Here is a 16918-nt window from a genome sequence, read left to right as displayed (position 1 = left end):
TGGACACCGGTCCTTGCCGATAGGTCGGCGCGTGCATGGGCCTCACGCCTCCCCTGCCCGGAGGCGCGAACGAACCACACGCTGATCCGATTCTAGGCCGCATCGGCGCCACGTCAGCACTGTACGTCGCCGGACATCCGAAATGACAGGCTTGGCGATACGAGAGACGTCAGGCGGGTCTTCCGAGGCGAGTGCGAAGCATGTCTTTCACCTACACGGTCACGCTGAACGACCCGCAGCAGCGCTCACAAGATGCACTGCTCGTAAGCAATGTTCAGGCTGCGCTCAATGCCTGGTCTCAGTACATCGACGGCAAAGGGTCCGTCGACGTCGCGGTCAATGTCATATCTCTCGGTGCTGGGGTTCTCGCGCAATGCGGGCCTGGAACCATGGCGTTCGCTGGCACCGACGGCACGCGCTCGGTCGTCCAGAGCGGCGTCGTTGCCGAACTCATCAGCGGCGTCGATCCGAACGGAAGCGCGCCCGACATCACCATCGATGTCAACAGTGCCATGCTGACGAGCAGCTTCTATCTCAACCCCGACCCCTCTCTGCCCTCGATGGTCCCGGCGGGCCGCTACGACGCGATCACGGTGCTCACCCACGAAATCGCGCATGGCTTCGGGATCGCCGGAAGCCGTGACTCGAGCACCGGCGCGCTTGCCGCCACCACGGAATCGACGTGGGATCAACTCGTCAGCGTGCGCCCGGACGGAAGCGCTGTCTTCACCGGCGCGCATGCCCAAGCCGTCTATGGCGGTACCGTTCCCGTCACGACAGTGAAGAACGGCGAGCAATATTACCACGTTGGCAACAGCAGCGCGGACGCAGCCAGCCACGATCTTCTCGGGGGAACAGGGATACCAGCAGGACAGTCTCGTGCGATCTCACCACTCGACCTCGCGATGCTGCAGGATCTCGGCGTGCCAGCGGTCTTCCGGAGCGCAGCACCGTTCGGAACCATTGTCCACGATGCCGCGAGTCCGGGTGGTCAGGTCTTCACGCTCTATGACGCGCTGCTCGGGCGGGCACCCGATCCCCTCGGCCTAGAGGGCTGGACGGCGAGCCTCCAGTCCGGCGCCACAGTCCGCGATCTGGCGCAGGCCTTTCTCGCCTCGCCGGAGGGCCAGGCCCGGGCCGGCGCGCTCGACAACGCGGCCTTCGTCGAGCAGCTCTACGGCGCGACCCTGCATCGGCACTCGGACGCGGCCGGCCTGAGCTACTGGACCGGTCAACTCGCTCAAGGTGCCTCTCGGGCCGATGTGTCGCTCGGCTTCGCCTTCTCGCCCGAGCATGTGGTCAACATTCAGAGTGCGCTCAACGCGGGCGTCTTCGTGCCCGACGCGAACACCGCGAACGTGGCACGCCTCTACTACGCCGTCTTGGATCGCGCACCCGACGCGGTTGGCCTCAGCAGCTGGACCAACCAGGTGAAACAGGGGGCGTCCCTCGACGCGGTGGCTCAAGCCTTTCTGACCGCGCCCGAAGTACAGGCGAAGACAGGAAGCCTGACCAACGCGCAGTACGTGGACATGATCTACGAGAATGCCTTAGGGCGGCATCTGGAAGCCGCGGGTCTGACATATTGGACAAACCAATTCGAGCACGGCGCCTCACGTGCAGCCGTCGCGCTTGCCATCGCTGAGAGCACCGAGGCTCGGATGTACCATGTGAGCGAGATCGAACTCGGCTGGCACCTCGCATGAGGGCCGCCTGGTCCGATCGATCTGGACGACGGATTCGTTAAATTGACTGTAGCGCAGGCCGCCGGCTTCTCCACGCTCGCGGCCAAAGCGAGCCTTGTGCCCGGGATGATGGGAAACAGCTCCCGATCTCAGCCCCCATGCGGCGATGTCGGATCCCCACGACGGAGTCGTTTGATCCGGTGATCTTGGCAGACCGCCCTGCCCTCCCGCACCCGGGGGCTGTCCAGAAGCCGTCGGCCGCACCCGCCGGCTTTGCTGGGAAGGCTGCTCGGGCGCTTGCGAACCCAACAGCATCAAGGCAGAAGAGGTCGGCGCACGCACAGGTCTCGAACGGGGCGGAAGATCTGTCGAGCGCAGTCAACTCCTTCGCACCGCGACGCTCCCCCGGTTCTCAGCGCATGAAATTCGACGGCAAGTTCGCGAATGGTTTGATCAACGTCCTCGCGATCTGCGCTGCTTTGATCTCGGTCGTTGGCACGGGCTACATCATTCATCACGCGTTCCAGGCACGACGCGACGAGGACGATGCCTCAGCCCTGGTGACGAATGCGATCTCGGGCGACATCTACAGCCAACGGAAATTGGCCGCCTGCTATGTCGATGGATGCCCGCCGCTTCCACGCTCCGAGATCATCAGCTGTGCGTGGCGCAAGATCATCTTGGAGACGGACGGCCATCTGCCCGACGACCGCGAAAGGGCCGACGCCGTTTGCGGAGCCTTGAGCAAGACGGACGGTGAGATTTCCGAGAACGCGAAGGCCACGCTCGCGCGCCGGATCGACGCGCGCCGGGCCGCCGCCGGCGCGGCACCGTCCTGATGCATCACCGTCCGGCAGCCCGAGCGAGGATGGCGCCCCACGCAACCACCGAAATGGCGCCGCTCGAACTGCGTGCATTGGGTGAGACTGCGCGGGCGAGCAAGGTTGAGCCGCGCCGCGGCTCCGCAGTCGCCGCCTATCCCGGCAACCGCGCATGCACATCGTGACGGTGGCGGCCCGCAAGGGCGGCGCGGGCAAAAGCACACTCAGCATTCTGCTCGCGGCCCTGTTCGCGCATGCCCAGTTGCGCTCTCTCCTGATTGACACCGACCAGGGACAGCACACAGCCATGGCCTGGGCATCCCGGCGGACCGCCCCCTGGCCGATGACCGTGGCTGCGAAGACGGTCGAGGAGCTCGAACTTCTCATCGCCCACGCCCGTGAGCGCACCATCGCCATGGACTTCTGCATCATCGACACGGCGGCGGGCCAGACGGCGATGACGGCTTCCGCCCTCGCTGCCGCCGATATCGTCGCCATTCCCACGCGGTGCGACACGACCGACCGCTGGGCCGTGCGAGAGACCGTCGAGGCCGTGCGTGCGGCAGGTAAGCCGTTCCTCGTCGTGCCGACCGCTGTGCCCACGTCGCGCCGTGGACATCAAGCCCCGGACCTTCAGAATCTGCGCGCCGATCTCGGCGACTTGGGCGCGGCGCTCTGGGAGGGACAACTCACGCAGCGCCGCGCCATCAGTTACGACCTGGCAGCGGGACGGGTGCCGAGCGAGAGCGACTGGTCCGGCGCGACGAACCAGGAATGTCTCGCCCTCTGGCGCCGGATCATGGACGCGTTCCAGACCCGTTTCCCCCAAAGGCAATCCGGGTCAGCATGAGCAAGCGTTACCGCCCCCGCGAGGCCACCTCCGAGCCACGGACGACAGCGAGAGCGGCTCGAGCCTCGCGTCACGACGGTGAAGACCCTGTGGGGTCCAAGGGTATCGGGTCACCGGAATTCACTCTCTCGCCACCTGGCGCCCCGGGGAACATCCCGACCCGCGAGCGGCTGCGGACCGCGCAGGCGGCCTCTATCCTCATCGCATCCGACGCCGAAGCGCACCGTCCTGGCTTGCCAGAGGCCATCGATGTCGTCGAGGTTCTGCGGGTTGATGCGGCCGGCTTAATCTGCCGCGGCTCTGAGGGGGCAGCGGCATTGATGCCGTTCGCGCCACGGCCCTGCCTGGGGCTCCTTGCGACACGCCGGTCGGCAGCCCTGATGCAGGACGCGCAAAACTGGCTACGGCAGCAAGGGACGGACACGGTTCCAGAAATTCATTTCCTCGATGTGCCGCAAGCGGCCCCCGTCGAGCGCGCGTTGTTGGGGTCCCTACTCGCTCACACGGAAGCGCTCGCTCGTGCGGCCAGCCAGCACGCGCAGCACGTCGCTGCTCTTCGGGCCGAGGTCGAGACCCTGACAAGCGTGCGGGCTGATCTCGATCGCTTCATCGGCGATGTTGGCCTTGCCCATCTGGCCTGCACCTTCTCGACGGCTGAACCCGATTACGAGACGCAGATCGAGCTGACCCCCGGCGTGCCGCTGCGGCAGCTCCTCCCCGTCGCCAGCACGGGGTTTGCCGCGATCGATCTCGCCTGCGCAGCCGCGCCCAAGCGCCACTCACCCTTGCGCGTCGCCCTGGTCCTCATCGAAGAGGGATCCGTGCTAGCCGAGTGGCACGTTCCCCCGCCTGATCGTAACGGCTGGATCCGGCTCGGTCTGCCACGCGCCTATGCCGGTCTTGCCCGATCGCTCGCGCTCATCGTCGAATCTGCCTCCACGAAAGCCGTGTGCGGAACACTCGGCCTGAGTGGCTATCAGCCTCTTGTCGCCGCGCAGGTGTGCGAAGCGGAAACCGGTCTCAGTGTCGGCCCGCACGCGCTGGCCTTCCGCGCTTACGCGGCCTTGCCGGGAACGACGCCGCCACACGATCCGGCGACGCTGCTGCCGCTCGGCGCGCAGGCCCAGCCAGCTGCGCCCCACGCACTCCGTGCCGTGCCAACGGATGTGCTCGCCCGCGCTGGGGAGGATCGCGACGAAGGCTCGCAGGCGTCGCCCACGCCGCGCGTGCTGTACTTGCCCGAGGTCGAGGCGGTCCTCTGTTGCTCGGGTGCGCAGGCGGTCATCCCGGACATCTTCCCGCCAGGCAGTCTCGGCTTGATCCTGCAGGCAACGGTGCACGCCGCGGTGCCGAGCTGCCTCGAAGTCGAGCTCAGGACCGAAGCTGCATCGCGGTCAGAGGCTGCCGCATCCGAGGCAGAGCAACGCGTTCAGCGCCTGATGCTCTCCACCGAACGGACAGACGAGATCTCGATCCTGCTGCCGCACACGGCCGCGGAGCCTCAGGATTTCCGGATCGCGGTCCGGGCGCTCGACGAGTCGAGCACAGATCGAACCTGGGCCGTCTTCACCAAGTTTCGCGTCTACACATGAGCGCCCTGACCGCGCGCCCCCGGCACGGTTCCGTCGATCGACGTCGGCCTGTCTCGCCGATCCCGCCGGATCGCCCCACCGTCGTGATCGTCATCCCGGTCTACAAGCAGCCACAATTCCTTGCGGAAGCCGTGACCTCCGCGCTCGGGCAGACCCCGTCCATCGACTGCCGCGTTGTCATCGTCGACGACGGCTGCCCAATGCCTGAGACCCAGTCACTCGGCTTGGCTCTCGCTCTGGCAAACCCGTGCGTCCGCTACGTCCGAACCCGGAATCGCGGTTTGAGTGCAGCGCGAAACGCTGGCGTCACCTATGCGCTGAGCGTCTGGCCGGAGCTTCAGGCCTTTTACATGCTCGATGCCGACAATCGGCTGACGCCGAGAAGCGTCGAGCGCGGCTTCGCAGTCCTCGCAGCCCACCCGGACATCAGCTGGGTCTATCCGCAGCTGAACAAGTTCGGCATGACTTGGTCCGGCCATGTCGCGGTACCAGCCTCGCCCTTGCACATCCTATTGGCCGGCAGCTTCATGGAGGCGAGCTCGCTCATTCATCGACGCGTATTCGATGCGGGCCTGCGCTACGACGAAACCCTGCGTGCGGGCTTCGAGGACTGGGAGTTCTGGCTACAGGCTTTCGCTCGCGGGTTTCACGGCACTTATTTGCCCGAGATGGGTCTCGACTACCGTTACAGACCGGAGAGCATGGTCAGGGTTGCGGCGCGTCAGCGCCAGGCTCTCGTTGGTGAACTGCGACGCCGTCATCCCGTCCTGTATACCGCGCGAGGGATGCTGGCGTTCGAGCAGAGCCATCATCCTCGCTATGCATGCATTGGCGAAGAAAGTCTCACCTACTTCACCGATCCGATGGGCGCCGTCACTCAAGCAGCGCGGCCTGCCTTTACGGAATACTTGTGGCGGGCGCTCGTCGAACCGGAGCGAACGGGATTGCCTCCGTACCTGCTCTGGCTCACTCCAAGCGCCATGTCCATTCTGGTCACCGCCAAGCTCATTCAGGGGGCGCTTTGGCGTCTCGAGGCCGCTGCTGATGCGGGAGGCGGTCTGGCAGGGCTGTGGCTTTCCGTCGGCGCGAACATGGCGTTTGACGAGGCTGTATCGCGCGAAGACGCACCCGCAGCGATCCTGATTCAAACCCCCTTGTTCGCGCAATCTATAGCGGATTCGGCAGCACGCGCAGCGGAATTTGATGCTCTGCTCAAGAACATGCCGCGCGTCGGGCTCACGCTTCCGGCCGACTTGGCCAGCGTCGACGATCGTCCGGCCTCTGCCGCGACTTCGGTTCAGAAGACATTCCAGAACTGCCGGAGTGAGCGAGAAGGTTGGGAAAAGCCTGCGCGCTGGCACTGGCAAACCATCACCCTTCCGGACAGTCGCGAGCTCGTCGAGACGTTACGCTCCGAGATCGGCGGCGCACCACTTTCGAACGTGGTGCGGGAGAACGCGATCCCGACGTATTGTCTCGTAACCGAGCACGATCCGGACGAAGTGGTCTCCGCCGCGGAAGCGCTCGCCTGTGGCCAGGCGATGGAGCATGTGCAACTACACCTTGTGGCTGTCGGGAACTCCAACAATCCCGACGCGTCGGTGTTGCGGCGTGTGCACAGCCTCGATTTTTTAACGCTGCCTCAGAGCGGGCAACACGGCTTCCGCTTCTTAGGTCAGGCATTCGATCTCCCGCCGCCGAACGACAGGCCCTGGCAACAGGTTCGCGGAGTCCTGGCAGGCTTTGACACGATCATCGTCACGGTCCCACGATTGTTCCCGCTGCTCGCCGAGTGGCGCGCCCATGGGACGCGGACGATCGTCCTCCAGCCATCAACTGGATGGAAGCGCAGCGAAAACCGGCTTATCTTGGCCTTCGAACACGCGACTGACAATTTGCTCGTCACCACCGACGATGACGCGCGCTGGTTGACGGGACACGGCTACCCGACTTCGAAAATCGAGGTGCTTCCTGGTCTCGGGCGCAGACCACCCGTCACGAAAAGACCCTAGCTCGCTAATCGAGTTTGCCGACAGCGTAGCGGATCGCGCAGCCAGGACCCGCCCAGCACAAGTCGACCTCACCCGGGTGCGCCGTGCCCGCCAGCAACTCTTGAGCCGGTCCCTGCAGGATCCAAACACATCGAGCAACAACCGGGAGGACGCTCGCCAGGCCAAGATCCTGGAGAGCGTCCTGCCCTATATCGACGCCAATCCAGGCCTGCGCGCCGAGTTCCTCCGAGGGTTGGCGCAGCTCGGCTTTGTTCGCAGCCCCCTCTCCGCCGAGGAACGCGAAGCGAACATCCTTGCCAATCTCGCCAAAGAATTGGCGGCCCTCGACCGCTACGAGCGGCGGGCCCTCTCCCGTCGCAAGTTCGCCGTTCGCGCCCTCGATGCTGCTTTGGCGGAACCAAGGCAGTGAGCCCCAGGTGACGCGCCCCGCGCCGTCCCCTGGTAGACAGGGCAACAGCGCATCAAGTTGCCGATGTATGCGCCCAAGCGGCGGTTAGACGGGGCAAGTAGAAGGATCGGCCGGCCGCACCCGGCTCACTCCGCAGACGCTCCGCAAGGGTGTCGACGTCGATCTCCTCGGCTGTGGCAACTCCGGCAGCGATAATCCGGGGCGCCAGACTGCGAATGACTTCGACGATCATCAGGGCTACGGGGCTATCTGCGCCTCCGCCCACGATCGAGGTGGCCATCAGCTCAGCTTGGAGCCCGGCTCCCCTGAACAGCGCGAACAGCTGTGAGCCGGTATCCGGCTCGAACCCACCTCGCTGGAACGTCTTCAGCATCCAGTCGAGCATCCGCATGGCGAGAGGCGACGGATCGGCCCCGCCGTTGACGGAGATATCCATCTCGACGAAGGCGAGTACTCCGCCGGGCCGCACCACTTCGGTCAAGCGGCGGATGAGGGCCGCACGTTCGGGCACGTAATGCAGCACCAAGCGCCCGACCGCCGCGTCGAACCCTTGTGGCAGATCAAGACTTTCTGGATCTGACAGGTCGCGCTGGGCGAGATCGATCTGCGATAGGCCGGCTCGCTCGAAGCGCGCCTTTGTGGCTGCCAGCGCCTCGGGCGCGCCGTCGACGGCGAGCACTTGTCCGGTGAGGCCGACCATTTCCGCCAACAATAGGCTGACATCCCCGCCGCCGCACCCGAGATCAATAACGCGCGTGCCTGGACCGATACCGGCCGCCGAGAACACGGATCGGGTGAACGGCGCCAGCAACTGATCCTGCAAGCTCAAGCGGACCAACTCCCGCTCGGCATGGCCGAGAGCGTAGTCCCTGAGTTTGTCGGACATGATGACCCCTCCGATACAAGGTGGACCTCATCAGAAAGACCAAATTGAGGACGGAGATGCTGTGCCTGGCTCTCGATCCAACCGAACCTGTCAATGCGAGCCGAAGGCTGTGCCGGCAACTAAGGAGAGGCAAAAGTCCCCTCCAACCACGGTCGGCAACCGCACCTTCGACGGCAAGGACAGAGTGAAGGAAATGACCACTATAGCAGCTTTCCGGCAATTCTGCGCGCCGAAGCTGGGCGCAGCCTCGCCGATCTCGGAAGCACCATCAACAGTCAGTGTTTCTGCCGCTACTTTCGAGGTCCGGTCGAGCCGGCTTCGCCTGGCTTTGCGCTGTCAGACTTTTCCGTCCGGCTGGCGCCTGTCTCGAGGCTTGCGCCAGGGGTGCCCTTCGCATCCTTCGGCCCAGGCGAGTTCGTGACATGTCCTGCGCTCGGACGATCATTCTCGGGATCTGCTGCCGGTGTGCCGCTTTCCGCTGCCCATGCAGCCGGGGCGAGCCCGAGCGAGCCAGCTGCAAACAGGAGTACGATCGTCCTCATCTCGGAGATCTCCTTATCTGTAGCCTGTCCCGCTGAGCGGGCCGCGACCTCGGCTCGGTTCAAAATCCCGGTCAGGTCAGGGCGTCCCCGGGTCTGCTCCGAAGAATGGATGCAGAAAGGACGGGCGGCCGCGCATGTCCACCATAGGTTCTGACACAAGAAAATCCCCGTTGTTTCCCAGATACCGGCGCGTGATAGAGACCACGCGCCAGGCTTTCGAGGCTCAGTGCGAGACGTTCTCGAGGACCATTCCGCGTGTCTCGACGCCGAGGGTCACGACGAGCATGGCGGCGATCAGGAAGCCGCCCGCGCCGACCTGGAAAGCGACGGCCGGTCCATAGTTCTGCACCAGAACCGGCACGATCATCGGCCCGAGGATCGCCCCGATCCGCCCGAAGGCCGAGGCAAAGCCTGCCCCCGTCGAGCGAGCCCGAGTCGGGTAGAGTTCCGGCGTGTAGGCGTAGAGGCAGCTCCACATGCCGAACATAAAGAACTGCATGATGAACCCGGTGATGAACAGCGTCGTCTGGTCGACGGCGTTGCCATAGAAGTAGGCCGCAACCGCCGAGCAGATCAGGAAAGCCGCCGTCGTCACCTTGCGGCCGATCTTCTCCAGAGACAGCGCAGCTGTGAAGAAGCCTGGGATGCCGCCGATCGTGATCAGGGTGACGAAGCCGACCGACCCCACGATGGAGAAGCCCTTCTCCTTGAGGAGCACGGCAATCCACGAGTTGATCCCGAAGAAGCCGATCAGCGCGAAGAACCACATTCCGAAGGCCATCACGGTCCGCAGCCGGTACTCGGGCGAGAACAACGTCGCGATCGGGTTCTGGTGCGGCGTGGGTATCGCTGCGGCAGCGAGGTGTGGCACCGGCGGCAAAGGTTTTCCGCTGCGGCGCATCACCTCGGCTTCCATCATCGTCATGACAGCATCAGCCTCCGCGTGGCGGCCGTGATCGGCAAGCCAGCGCGGCGATTCTGGCATGGCGCGGCGCACGAGGAGCACGACGCCGGAGAGCAGTCCGACAACGACGAAGGCCCAGCGCCAACCGAGATAGGGCAGGATGAAGTAGCTGATGGCTCCGGACAGGACATAGCCGATCGCCCAGAAGCCCTCCATGAAGGCGATGTACTTGCCGCGCACATTAGCGGGCACGATCTCCGACACCATCGCCTGCGCGACGGGCGCCTCGCCGCCGACACCCACGCCGATCAGGAAGCGACAGACCATCAGGGCGGTGAGGCTCCAGGCCGCGGCCGCCGCGAGGCTGGCCAAGCCCCAGACGATCATCGTGACTTGGAAGACCATCTTGCGTCCGAACCGATCGGAGGCGGTGCCAGCCAGGATGTTGCCGGCCAGCTGTCCTGCGAACGTCATCGCGGCGAGTTGGCCTGCCTGCGTCGGGGTGAGATCGAAGGCGACCACGATTGAGCCGAGCAGGAACGTGAGGAGCGCGACGTCAACCTGATCGACGAGCCAAGCCGAGGCGATGATGGCGAAGATCTTGCGCTGATAGGCTGTCATCGGCAGGCGTTCCAGCCGGCCCGCGATGTTCGACGTAGCGGCTTCGGCCCCCGGGTGCGCTGGGCTAAACCCAACCCCGCCTTGGATCGGAGGATTACCAGCAATTTCCATGGCATTGCTCCACAGGTTGCATTTCAAGAGCCTCTCTCGCCCGAGATAACGTCGCTCGCACCGTCGAACCCCTAAATCCTTGAGAGTTGATGGGTCGGTTCCAAATTTACAGAAGCTGCTCTTATGGTTGTGCGGTTGCTTTGTTGAGGTTTCTCGTCAGATTCAAGTCCGGATCTTTGCGCTAGAACTGCATGTTCCCCTGCCGGTGCGGGAATTGGAGTGCCAGGAATAGAGACTCACGCGACGCATGGTCTATTTGAGGAGTGGGCAAAGGCTTCTTAGGCTGGCGGCTAAAGATTACTCTCGTCCGGAATCTAGGCCGGAGAGCTTCATCATCATGGTGGATCTGCGCCCCTCCTTGTATGAGAAATTATGCGAGCAGGCCGAGTTTCCTGCAAGTATATTTCCTGTTTGGCTCCATATACCGGCGCGCATGCGCCCTGACGCGTTCCGCTTTTCCTCGGCCTCGCACCGCTCAGCGGTATGAAACAGGCGATTAGAACTGAGGCGCGCCGGCATGAATGCGTTCCAAGCTCCGCAGCAGACAGCAACGATGGCGTGGTAGCCGCCGAGCACACCCTGCAATAGGAAGTGCTCGCGCAGATCGAGCCAGATCCGCTCCACTTGGTTGTGCTCTGGGACTGTCCGCGGCTCGTACCCGAGCCTGCACGCGGAGCTCGTCCGCGGGCAGGCGCAGGCTGACTTGAACCGAGGCCCCAAATCCGGCGAAGCACGTGAGGCCCGACTGCTGGCCGACCTTGCTAAAGAACTGGCAGCCCTCGACCGCTACGAGCGGCGCGCCCTCTCCCGTCGCAAGTTCGCAATCCGCGCCTTCGATGCCGCGTTGGCAGAGTCAAAGGGGTCAGCGCCCCTTCGAACGACCGGCACGCCGCCCCACGAGAACAGGAAGCCTTCGCAGTCCTGACCTTCCTATGGAGCGGCTCAATCAGCTCTCCGTCTTGGCATCTCGTCTCGCTCGAAACCGGACACCGGCTCCTCCCCCATTCTCGGGGATGAACTCGATTCCTGCTGCCTCAAGGGAGCGTCTGATGTCAGCAATGGTGCGGTCGTATGGTGTGCGTCTGCCCGCTTCAAAGTCGACCAGCGTTTTCTTCGAAATCGACGACGCGTCAGCCAGCCGGTCTTGAGTCCATTCCAGAAGGGCACGCGCGGCGCGGCACTGATCCCGCGTGATTGCCATTTTTGTAAAACCTTACACTTTTTTGGTTGACTTCAAGGGAGGCCAGGTTACACTTTTATGGCAACCTTATCCTGGATGGACGCCTTAGATGACCCATCGCCGCTCTCTCTCGTGGTCTGCTGCCTTACGCGATCTTCGTGCAGACCGCATTACCATTGCTCCGGAAGAGCGCCGTGCCTACAGCCGCCGCGAGATCTTTGCGAAGATCGCCGCCAAACGCGCCCTCGCCTCAGCGCACACTCGCCCGCTGGCCGACTCGAGCGGCTATGACCGCCGCGCCATTATGTCGGCCGCGATCATCTCAGCGAAGGCCCGCCGCACCGTCACAGGCGAGCCCTGGAACATCTGCCTCTCCGCCGCCCTCAGAGGAACCTGGCAAGCCGCAAAAGAGGCCCGCCGCTTCGCGCAGTACCAGGAGCAGCACAACGCGCAACGAGCGAAGACAGCCCCTCCCCTCCTAGCCGCCCGCTCAACAAGCGGAGCAGACGGGTACGAGCGGCACACGGGGCCGGATCGCGCGTCGCCGCCACGCTTCCCGAAGGGCCACACGAAGCAGAGCCCGAAGCTGCACCGCTCTGACGCTTTGGAAGAACCGGCCCGTTTCCGCCCCGCTACGGTTCTCAGCACGTTCCCGGCCCCGCGCTAAACCGAAGGCCGGTGGCAGGAGCGAGACCCACGCTCCGCTCATAGTCCCTCCCCTCCCCTATCCCACAAGGCACACACCATGCCCGAGAAGCGCCCGCGCATGCGCGCGGCTGATCCCGCACGCCCGACCGTCGCCTCCCTGGGCCTTCAGGTGAAGCTCGTCGCCCGAGACGACGACGCCGAGCTGAAGGCCCTCATCGAGCGCTACGAACAGCTCCTCTGCGACTGGGAGGCCTTGTCTTACCGCGCACTCAAGCTACTCGCCGACCGCTCGCATCCCAAGCCCAAGCACCGCCATGCCCTTCGTCACCCCTGAGGACGTCGGCACCACGCCCCGCGGCTCGCTCTCGGCGAAGCGCCGGCTCCAGGCCTGGGAGCGCACCGGGGGCACCTGCGTCATTTGCGAGGAGCCCATCGATGGCGTCCGCGAGCGCTGGATCGTTGAGCACATCCGCGCGCTCGAACTCGGCGGAGCCGATGAGCTCACCAACATGGGCCCAGCGCACGAGGCCTGCGGCCGAGAAAAGACCCGGGACGACCACGCCCGCACCGCCCTGGCCAAACGACAGAAGGCCCGTCACCTCGGGGCTACGGTGGCAGCTCGCCCGCTTCCTGGCTCCCGCTCAACCGCCCTCAAACGCAAGCTCAACGGCACGGTCGTGTTGCGCGGCGACGCTCCCCAGCCATGGCGAAGGTCTCAGGGCGATCCTAGTCCCTTTACCACTGCCCGAATCGCAGAGGGCGGCAGTGCCACGTGCGCACGGCCCCCCTTCGGAACTCGGCCGTTGCCTTCGGGCGCCGAGAACGGATCGAGAGCAGAAGCTGCCGGATCTACGTCTATGAACGCCGCCGAGACCGCCGCGCCTGTCCAGGACCATCACGCATCCGCTGCCTCGGGCGAGATCCGGCCCGCGCTCCCGCGCCATCTCGATTTCCTGTTCGAGGAGCGCCCGCTTCTCCCGGGTGAGGATTCCCGCCAGTACGACACGCTCCTCCGCACCGTCGTCACGCAGGTGAAGCCTGCGGATGTGATCGAGGCAATCTGGGTCAAGGACATCGTCGACCTGATCTGGGAGGCCAAGCGGCTCCGCGGCTGGCGGGTGCAGCTCCTGACCCAAGCGCGCTTTGAGGCGGCCACAACGCTGGTGATGCCCATCCTCGAGGCCCAGAACCAGAACGCCTTTACGCCGGATTTCGAGCACCGCCGCGAAGCCGAGGCCCTCGCGCTCGGATGGCTGAACGGCGGGGCGGACGACGCGAACGCGCTGCTGGACCTCCTTCGGGCGCGGGGGCTGACCGTCACGGATGTCACCGCGCAGGCCTTCCGGTTGAAGCTCGCCGAGATCGAGCGGATCGAGCGGATGATCGCCTCCGCCGATCACCGCCGCGACGCGCTCCTGCGCGAGGTCGAGCGCAAGCGGGCGGGCCTCGGCCGGCACCTGCGCGCTGCGGCCGCGGACGTGATCGACGTTGAGCCGCCGGCGACCGAGGCGGTTGTCGCTGCGCAGAGCCGCACCTGACATGACTTCCGACCGCGCCATTACGGCCAATCGCCGGAATGCCCGTGCCAGCACCGGCCCGCGCACAATGGCCGGCAAGGCGCGCTCGGGCCAGAACGCCGGCAAACACGGCTTGGCGGCCACGGAGGCCGCTTCTGATGCCGCACCGGAAGTCGAGCACTTCGTGGCGCTGATCGCGGGTGATCTCGGCACAGATCCGGCCATCCGGGAAGCGGCTCGCACCATTGCCGAGACGCAGTTTCACCTCCGGCGCGTCCTCACCGTCAAGCACGCTCTGATGCGGGACAGCGCTCCGAATCCGGACGGAGAAGCCAGCGTCGACGCCTCATCGGTTCTCGCCACCGGCGCACTCAACCTGCTCCACGGGCTCGAGCGCCTGGAGCGCTACGAGCGCCGCGCCTTCTCCCGCCGCAAGTCCGCGATTCGGCGATTCGAGCAACTCGCCGCCCACACACAGTGCCGCGCTCAGGGAAGGGCACCCGAGTGAACCGCGCAGACGGCCGCCAAAATGCCTCCTTACATACTGGACAAGTTGGACAGACTGGCCATCTGTAGCGTAGGAGTGAGCCATGGCCAGCGCAGCGCAGAACCAGCGAACGCCTGCCCGTCCGAAGCCTGCTAAGGACACGCGCCACAGGCTGCAGGACCGGATCACGCGTAAATTCGGAATTCTCACTCTGGACGAGCTTCAGGGCTTGGATGACGCCCTCGAGCTCAAGGTCCGGGCGAGGAAGCGGGGCAGGAGCGGCGTCATCACGGTGCGCGTCTTGGAACCCGGCTCTAGGTCAGGGGCGGCCACGCATCACAGGCATCGCCAACGGGCTCCTGAGGCCCGAGAGGCGGAGCAGGAGACACCTTCTCGTTTCCTCGGCGGGGCCGGTATGGGCACGGTGCTCTCCCACGAGGAGGGACTGAAGCGCCTAGATGCGATGACGGTGGACGACACCTCCGCGGATTGGGCGAAATCGGACCTGCTCCGGCCCGGCGTGATGGCGAAGCGGCTCGAGGTGTCTCGCACCACTCTCGACAGTTGGCGGAAACAGGGAATGGCAATCGCCCTCAGGAAAGGGCCGAGGAATTACATCTATCCGGCAGCGCAATTCGTGGGCTTCAGCCCGGTGGAAGGCATCAAGCCTGTCCTAGAGCACTTCGCGACGCCTGAGGACGCCTGGGCTTGGCTCGTGACGGGTAACCCGCACACTAGTGGAAAGCCTCCGTTGGAGCGGCTCCGGCGCGGGAAGGTGGACGAGGTCGCACGGGCCGCAGAAGGCGCGCTAGACTTCGCGTGAGGATCCCACTCCGGCGGCTTCAGTCTCGCACAACTCTGGTGACCCTCGGCGCATGGCCGAGGATCATCCCGTCAGCCCACAAGAAGACGCCTGCAGGTGCAGGCTTCGGGTCGAGTCGCTTCTCAAGCCCGAGCCGCAGCTTCCGCGTTCTCTACGCCGCGGAGGACTTCCCTACCGCCTTCAGCGAAGCCGTTGTGCGAGACCGCATGGAGGGCAAGCAGTTGCGCTTCCTCTACCGGCCGCAGCTCGAAGCCCTCATGGCCACGAACATCGGCTCGACGGCCGGACTGAAGCTGCTCGATCTGACCAACGGTGGTGCCTACGAGCTCGGCATCGATACAGATACCAGCCGCTCTCGGGCACACAGCAAGGGTCAGACGTTCTCGGAGGCCCTGCACGCCGAGACGGATTTCGATGGGATCCTGTTCAACTCTCGCCTGACGACGGGCAAGTGCGTCGCGATTTACGACCGGGCATTCGCCCGTCTCGCGGGCAGCACGCCCACCGAAATCGTCCGCTTGGACGCCCTCTATACCGAGGTGCAGCGGCTCGGAATCACGATCAGGCGTGCCTATGGGACCGGCAACATGAGCTCTGAAACCTCGGAAGCTTAACATTTCACGAACCAGGCCCTCCGATGATCGTCGGCATATCGGTGTATCGGTTCCTCGGAGTGTAATCAGCATCCAAAAGGGGTTCATCCGCGCTTTCGGTGCAGGCTACGGTCAGCACCGCAGAGTAAGATCTTCGATTTACTGCGAAATTTGCCCCTCGGACGCCGATGAGGCGGTGATCGCTCGGACGCCGAGCCAGCGCAAAAAAGAATGCCCCAGCAGGGCCTTGGCGGTCATGAGGTCTCTACCGCCTGCACCGAAAGTGCGGATGAACCCCAAAAGGGACCCAGCCACTTCCTTTTGGATCAGGCACTTAACACGCCAATCGGCGTCCAAACCGCACTCTGGATCACACGCTTGGCTGACCGAACGCTCGTTTGCAACAAACAGCGCTCGTTCCATAACGCCCAATCGGCGAGCGCTATCGCCAGAGGCGCACTCAGACGGACGGTACGCTGGCAGCACGGAACACCTTGCAAGCGCGGCTGTTGAAAGCGTGACAGTTCGCTCTGCAGGTGCCCTATGGCGCTGACCGGTCGCTTCTGGTTCCGCAAGACGTGGCGCGGCAAACTCATTCTCTTGGTCGAGGACAACCGGCCAAGCTGGCTGGATGGCGGGCAGCTCAAGCCGCGCTGGAGAGACGCCAAGCTCCTTGATTTCGTTGAGACTGCTCTGCAGCGTCTCTTTGGCCTCGCTCGCGGCGGCCGCCTCAACGGCGGTCACTGAGCGGCTATCCACTGGCTTCTTGATCTATGACGGAGCGTAGGACGAGTGCTTGCGTTAGAGGCGCAAGGCGCTTGCGAGCACGAATTGGACTCGGCGGGCGCAACCCCTAGGGAGGGGCGCCATGCAGAAGGTCACCGTGCAGCCATCCCGCGACGGCACCCATGCGGTCATCCGCGGCAACAAGGTGATTGTCGTCGGCCTCAGTCCCGACGACGCCCAAAACTACGCGGCCTTCCTGCGTGCATCAGAACGGGTCCGCCAGACGCAGCGACTGCGAGCGACCACGGTGGCGCAACCCGCCCCCTGAAGTCCGCCATTGCTGACCTGCCTGCTTGCGAAGGCCGTCTCTGAGACAGGGCGGCCTCGCCCACTCGGCAGGTGGCGGCAAACACCCGAGAGCCGGCGACTCGTACGCTGCGGGTGCGGCCGGCGCAGACTTCATGGCTGGAAAGCTTGCCATACAGTGAGAAGCCCCGGACCGCCTGAGCGA

17 protein-coding genes and 1 pseudogene are annotated in these 16918 nt (G+C 64.7%); 15 read left to right on the top strand and 3 right to left on the bottom strand.

What is annotated here, in order from left to right; translation table 11 throughout:
• Nucleotides 1-200 precede the first annotated feature (200 nt).
• The 6 genes from WDW90_RS14755 (at nucleotide 201) to WDW90_RS14730 (ending at nucleotide 7369) form a co-directional block, all read left to right on the top strand.
• Nucleotides 201-1706: a DUF4214 domain-containing protein gene (locus WDW90_RS14755; RefSeq protein WP_336488153.1), complete on the top strand. Its 1506-nt coding sequence runs from the start codon at nucleotides 201-203 to the stop codon at nucleotides 1704-1706.
• Nucleotides 1707-2104: 398 nt separating this feature from the next.
• On the top strand, nucleotides 2105-2524 hold the full coding sequence (locus WDW90_RS14750; RefSeq protein WP_336488152.1) for a hypothetical protein: 420 nt from the start codon (nucleotides 2105-2107) through the stop codon (nucleotides 2522-2524).
• 163 nt (nucleotides 2525-2687) lie between these two features.
• Nucleotides 2688-3356: an AAA family ATPase gene (locus WDW90_RS14745; protein ID WP_336488151.1), complete on the top strand. Its 669-nt coding sequence runs from the start codon at nucleotides 2688-2690 to the stop codon at nucleotides 3354-3356.
• Between the two features lie 380 nt (nucleotides 3357-3736).
• Nucleotides 3737-4948, top strand: a complete 1212-nt coding sequence (locus WDW90_RS14740; protein ID WP_336488150.1) for a DUF6212 domain-containing protein — start codon at nucleotides 3737-3739, stop codon at nucleotides 4946-4948.
• Nucleotides 4949-5031: 83 nt separating this feature from the next.
• Complete coding sequence (locus tag WDW90_RS14735; protein WP_336488149.1) at nucleotides 5032-6960, top strand: glycosyltransferase family 2 protein; 1929 nt, start codon at nucleotides 5032-5034, stop codon at nucleotides 6958-6960.
• 100 nt (nucleotides 6961-7060) lie between these two features.
• On the top strand, nucleotides 7061-7369 hold the full coding sequence (locus WDW90_RS14730; RefSeq protein WP_336488148.1) for a hypothetical protein: 309 nt from the start codon (nucleotides 7061-7063) through the stop codon (nucleotides 7367-7369).
• A gap of 52 nt (nucleotides 7370-7421) precedes the next feature.
• Here the strand turns inward: WDW90_RS14730 and WDW90_RS14725 are convergent, their stop codons facing one another.
• The 3 genes from WDW90_RS14725 to WDW90_RS14715 all read right to left on the bottom strand — a co-directional run bounded on the left by WDW90_RS14725 (nucleotide 7422) and on the right by WDW90_RS14715 (nucleotide 11634).
• Complete coding sequence (locus WDW90_RS14725) at nucleotides 7422-8255, bottom strand: class I SAM-dependent methyltransferase (RefSeq protein WP_336488147.1); 834 nt, start codon at nucleotides 8253-8255, stop codon at nucleotides 7422-7424.
• Between the two features lie 765 nt (nucleotides 8256-9020).
• Nucleotides 9021-10322, bottom strand: coding sequence for an MFS transporter (locus WDW90_RS14720; protein ID WP_336488146.1), 1302 nt, complete (start codon nucleotides 10320-10322; stop codon nucleotides 9021-9023).
• Between the two features lie 1057 nt (nucleotides 10323-11379).
• Entirely contained in the window at nucleotides 11380-11634 is a 255-nt protein-coding gene (locus WDW90_RS14715; RefSeq protein ID WP_336488145.1) for a helix-turn-helix transcriptional regulator, read from the bottom strand.
• A gap of 88 nt (nucleotides 11635-11722) precedes the next feature.
• Between WDW90_RS14715 and WDW90_RS14710 the strand changes: the two genes are divergently transcribed.
• The 9 genes and pseudogenes from WDW90_RS14710 to WDW90_RS14675 all read left to right on the top strand — a co-directional run bounded on the left by WDW90_RS14710 (nucleotide 11723) and on the right by WDW90_RS14675 (nucleotide 16735).
• Nucleotides 11723-12280, top strand: coding sequence for a hypothetical protein (locus tag WDW90_RS14710; RefSeq protein ID WP_336488144.1), 558 nt, complete (start codon nucleotides 11723-11725; stop codon nucleotides 12278-12280).
• A 78-nt stretch (nucleotides 12281-12358) separates the two neighbouring features.
• Nucleotides 12359-12595, top strand: a complete 237-nt coding sequence (locus tag WDW90_RS14705) for a hypothetical protein (protein WP_336488143.1) — start codon at nucleotides 12359-12361, stop codon at nucleotides 12593-12595.
• Nucleotides 12576-12800 (top strand): annotated as a pseudogene (locus WDW90_RS40710) (HNH endonuclease); the annotation flags it as partial. The gene WDW90_RS14705 and the pseudogene WDW90_RS40710, both read left to right, overlap by 20 nt.
• Nucleotides 12801-13118: 318 nt before the next feature.
• On the top strand, nucleotides 13119-13799 hold the full coding sequence (locus WDW90_RS14700; protein WP_336488142.1) for a hypothetical protein: 681 nt from the start codon (nucleotides 13119-13121) through the stop codon (nucleotides 13797-13799).
• 1 nt (nucleotide 13800) lies between these two features.
• Nucleotides 13801-14286 carry a hypothetical protein gene (locus WDW90_RS14695; RefSeq protein ID WP_336488141.1) on the top strand — a complete coding sequence of 162 codons (486 nt, stop codon included), beginning with the start codon at nucleotides 13801-13803 and terminating at the stop codon, nucleotides 14284-14286.
• 82 nt (nucleotides 14287-14368) lie between these two features.
• A complete protein-coding gene (locus WDW90_RS14690; RefSeq protein ID WP_336488140.1) occupies nucleotides 14369-15088 on the top strand; it encodes an antitoxin Xre/MbcA/ParS-like domain-containing protein in 720 nt (239 codons plus the stop codon).
• Nucleotides 15085-15702 (top strand): RES family NAD+ phosphorylase, encoded by a 618-nt coding sequence (locus WDW90_RS14685; RefSeq protein ID WP_336488139.1) that lies wholly within the window; start codon nucleotides 15085-15087, stop codon nucleotides 15700-15702. Before WDW90_RS14690 ends, WDW90_RS14685 begins: the two co-directional genes overlap by 4 nt.
• 522 nt (nucleotides 15703-16224) lie before the next feature.
• The gene (locus WDW90_RS14680) at nucleotides 16225-16428 is read left to right on the top strand and encodes a hypothetical protein (RefSeq protein WP_431311041.1); all 204 of its coding nucleotides are present in this window, start codon (nucleotides 16225-16227) and stop codon (nucleotides 16426-16428) included.
• Between the two features lie 121 nt (nucleotides 16429-16549).
• Entirely contained in the window at nucleotides 16550-16735 is a 186-nt protein-coding gene (locus WDW90_RS14675; protein ID WP_336488138.1) for a hypothetical protein, read from the top strand.
• Nucleotides 16736-16918 lie beyond the last annotated feature (183 nt).

Origin of the sequence: Methylobacterium nigriterrae (assembly GCF_037106235.1) — a bacterium.
Classification (GTDB): domain Bacteria; phylum Pseudomonadota; class Alphaproteobacteria; order Rhizobiales; family Beijerinckiaceae; genus Methylobacterium; species Methylobacterium nigriterrae.
The sequence above is the reverse complement of the archived record's forward strand: the minus strand, read 5'-3'. Positions and strand labels throughout refer to the sequence as shown.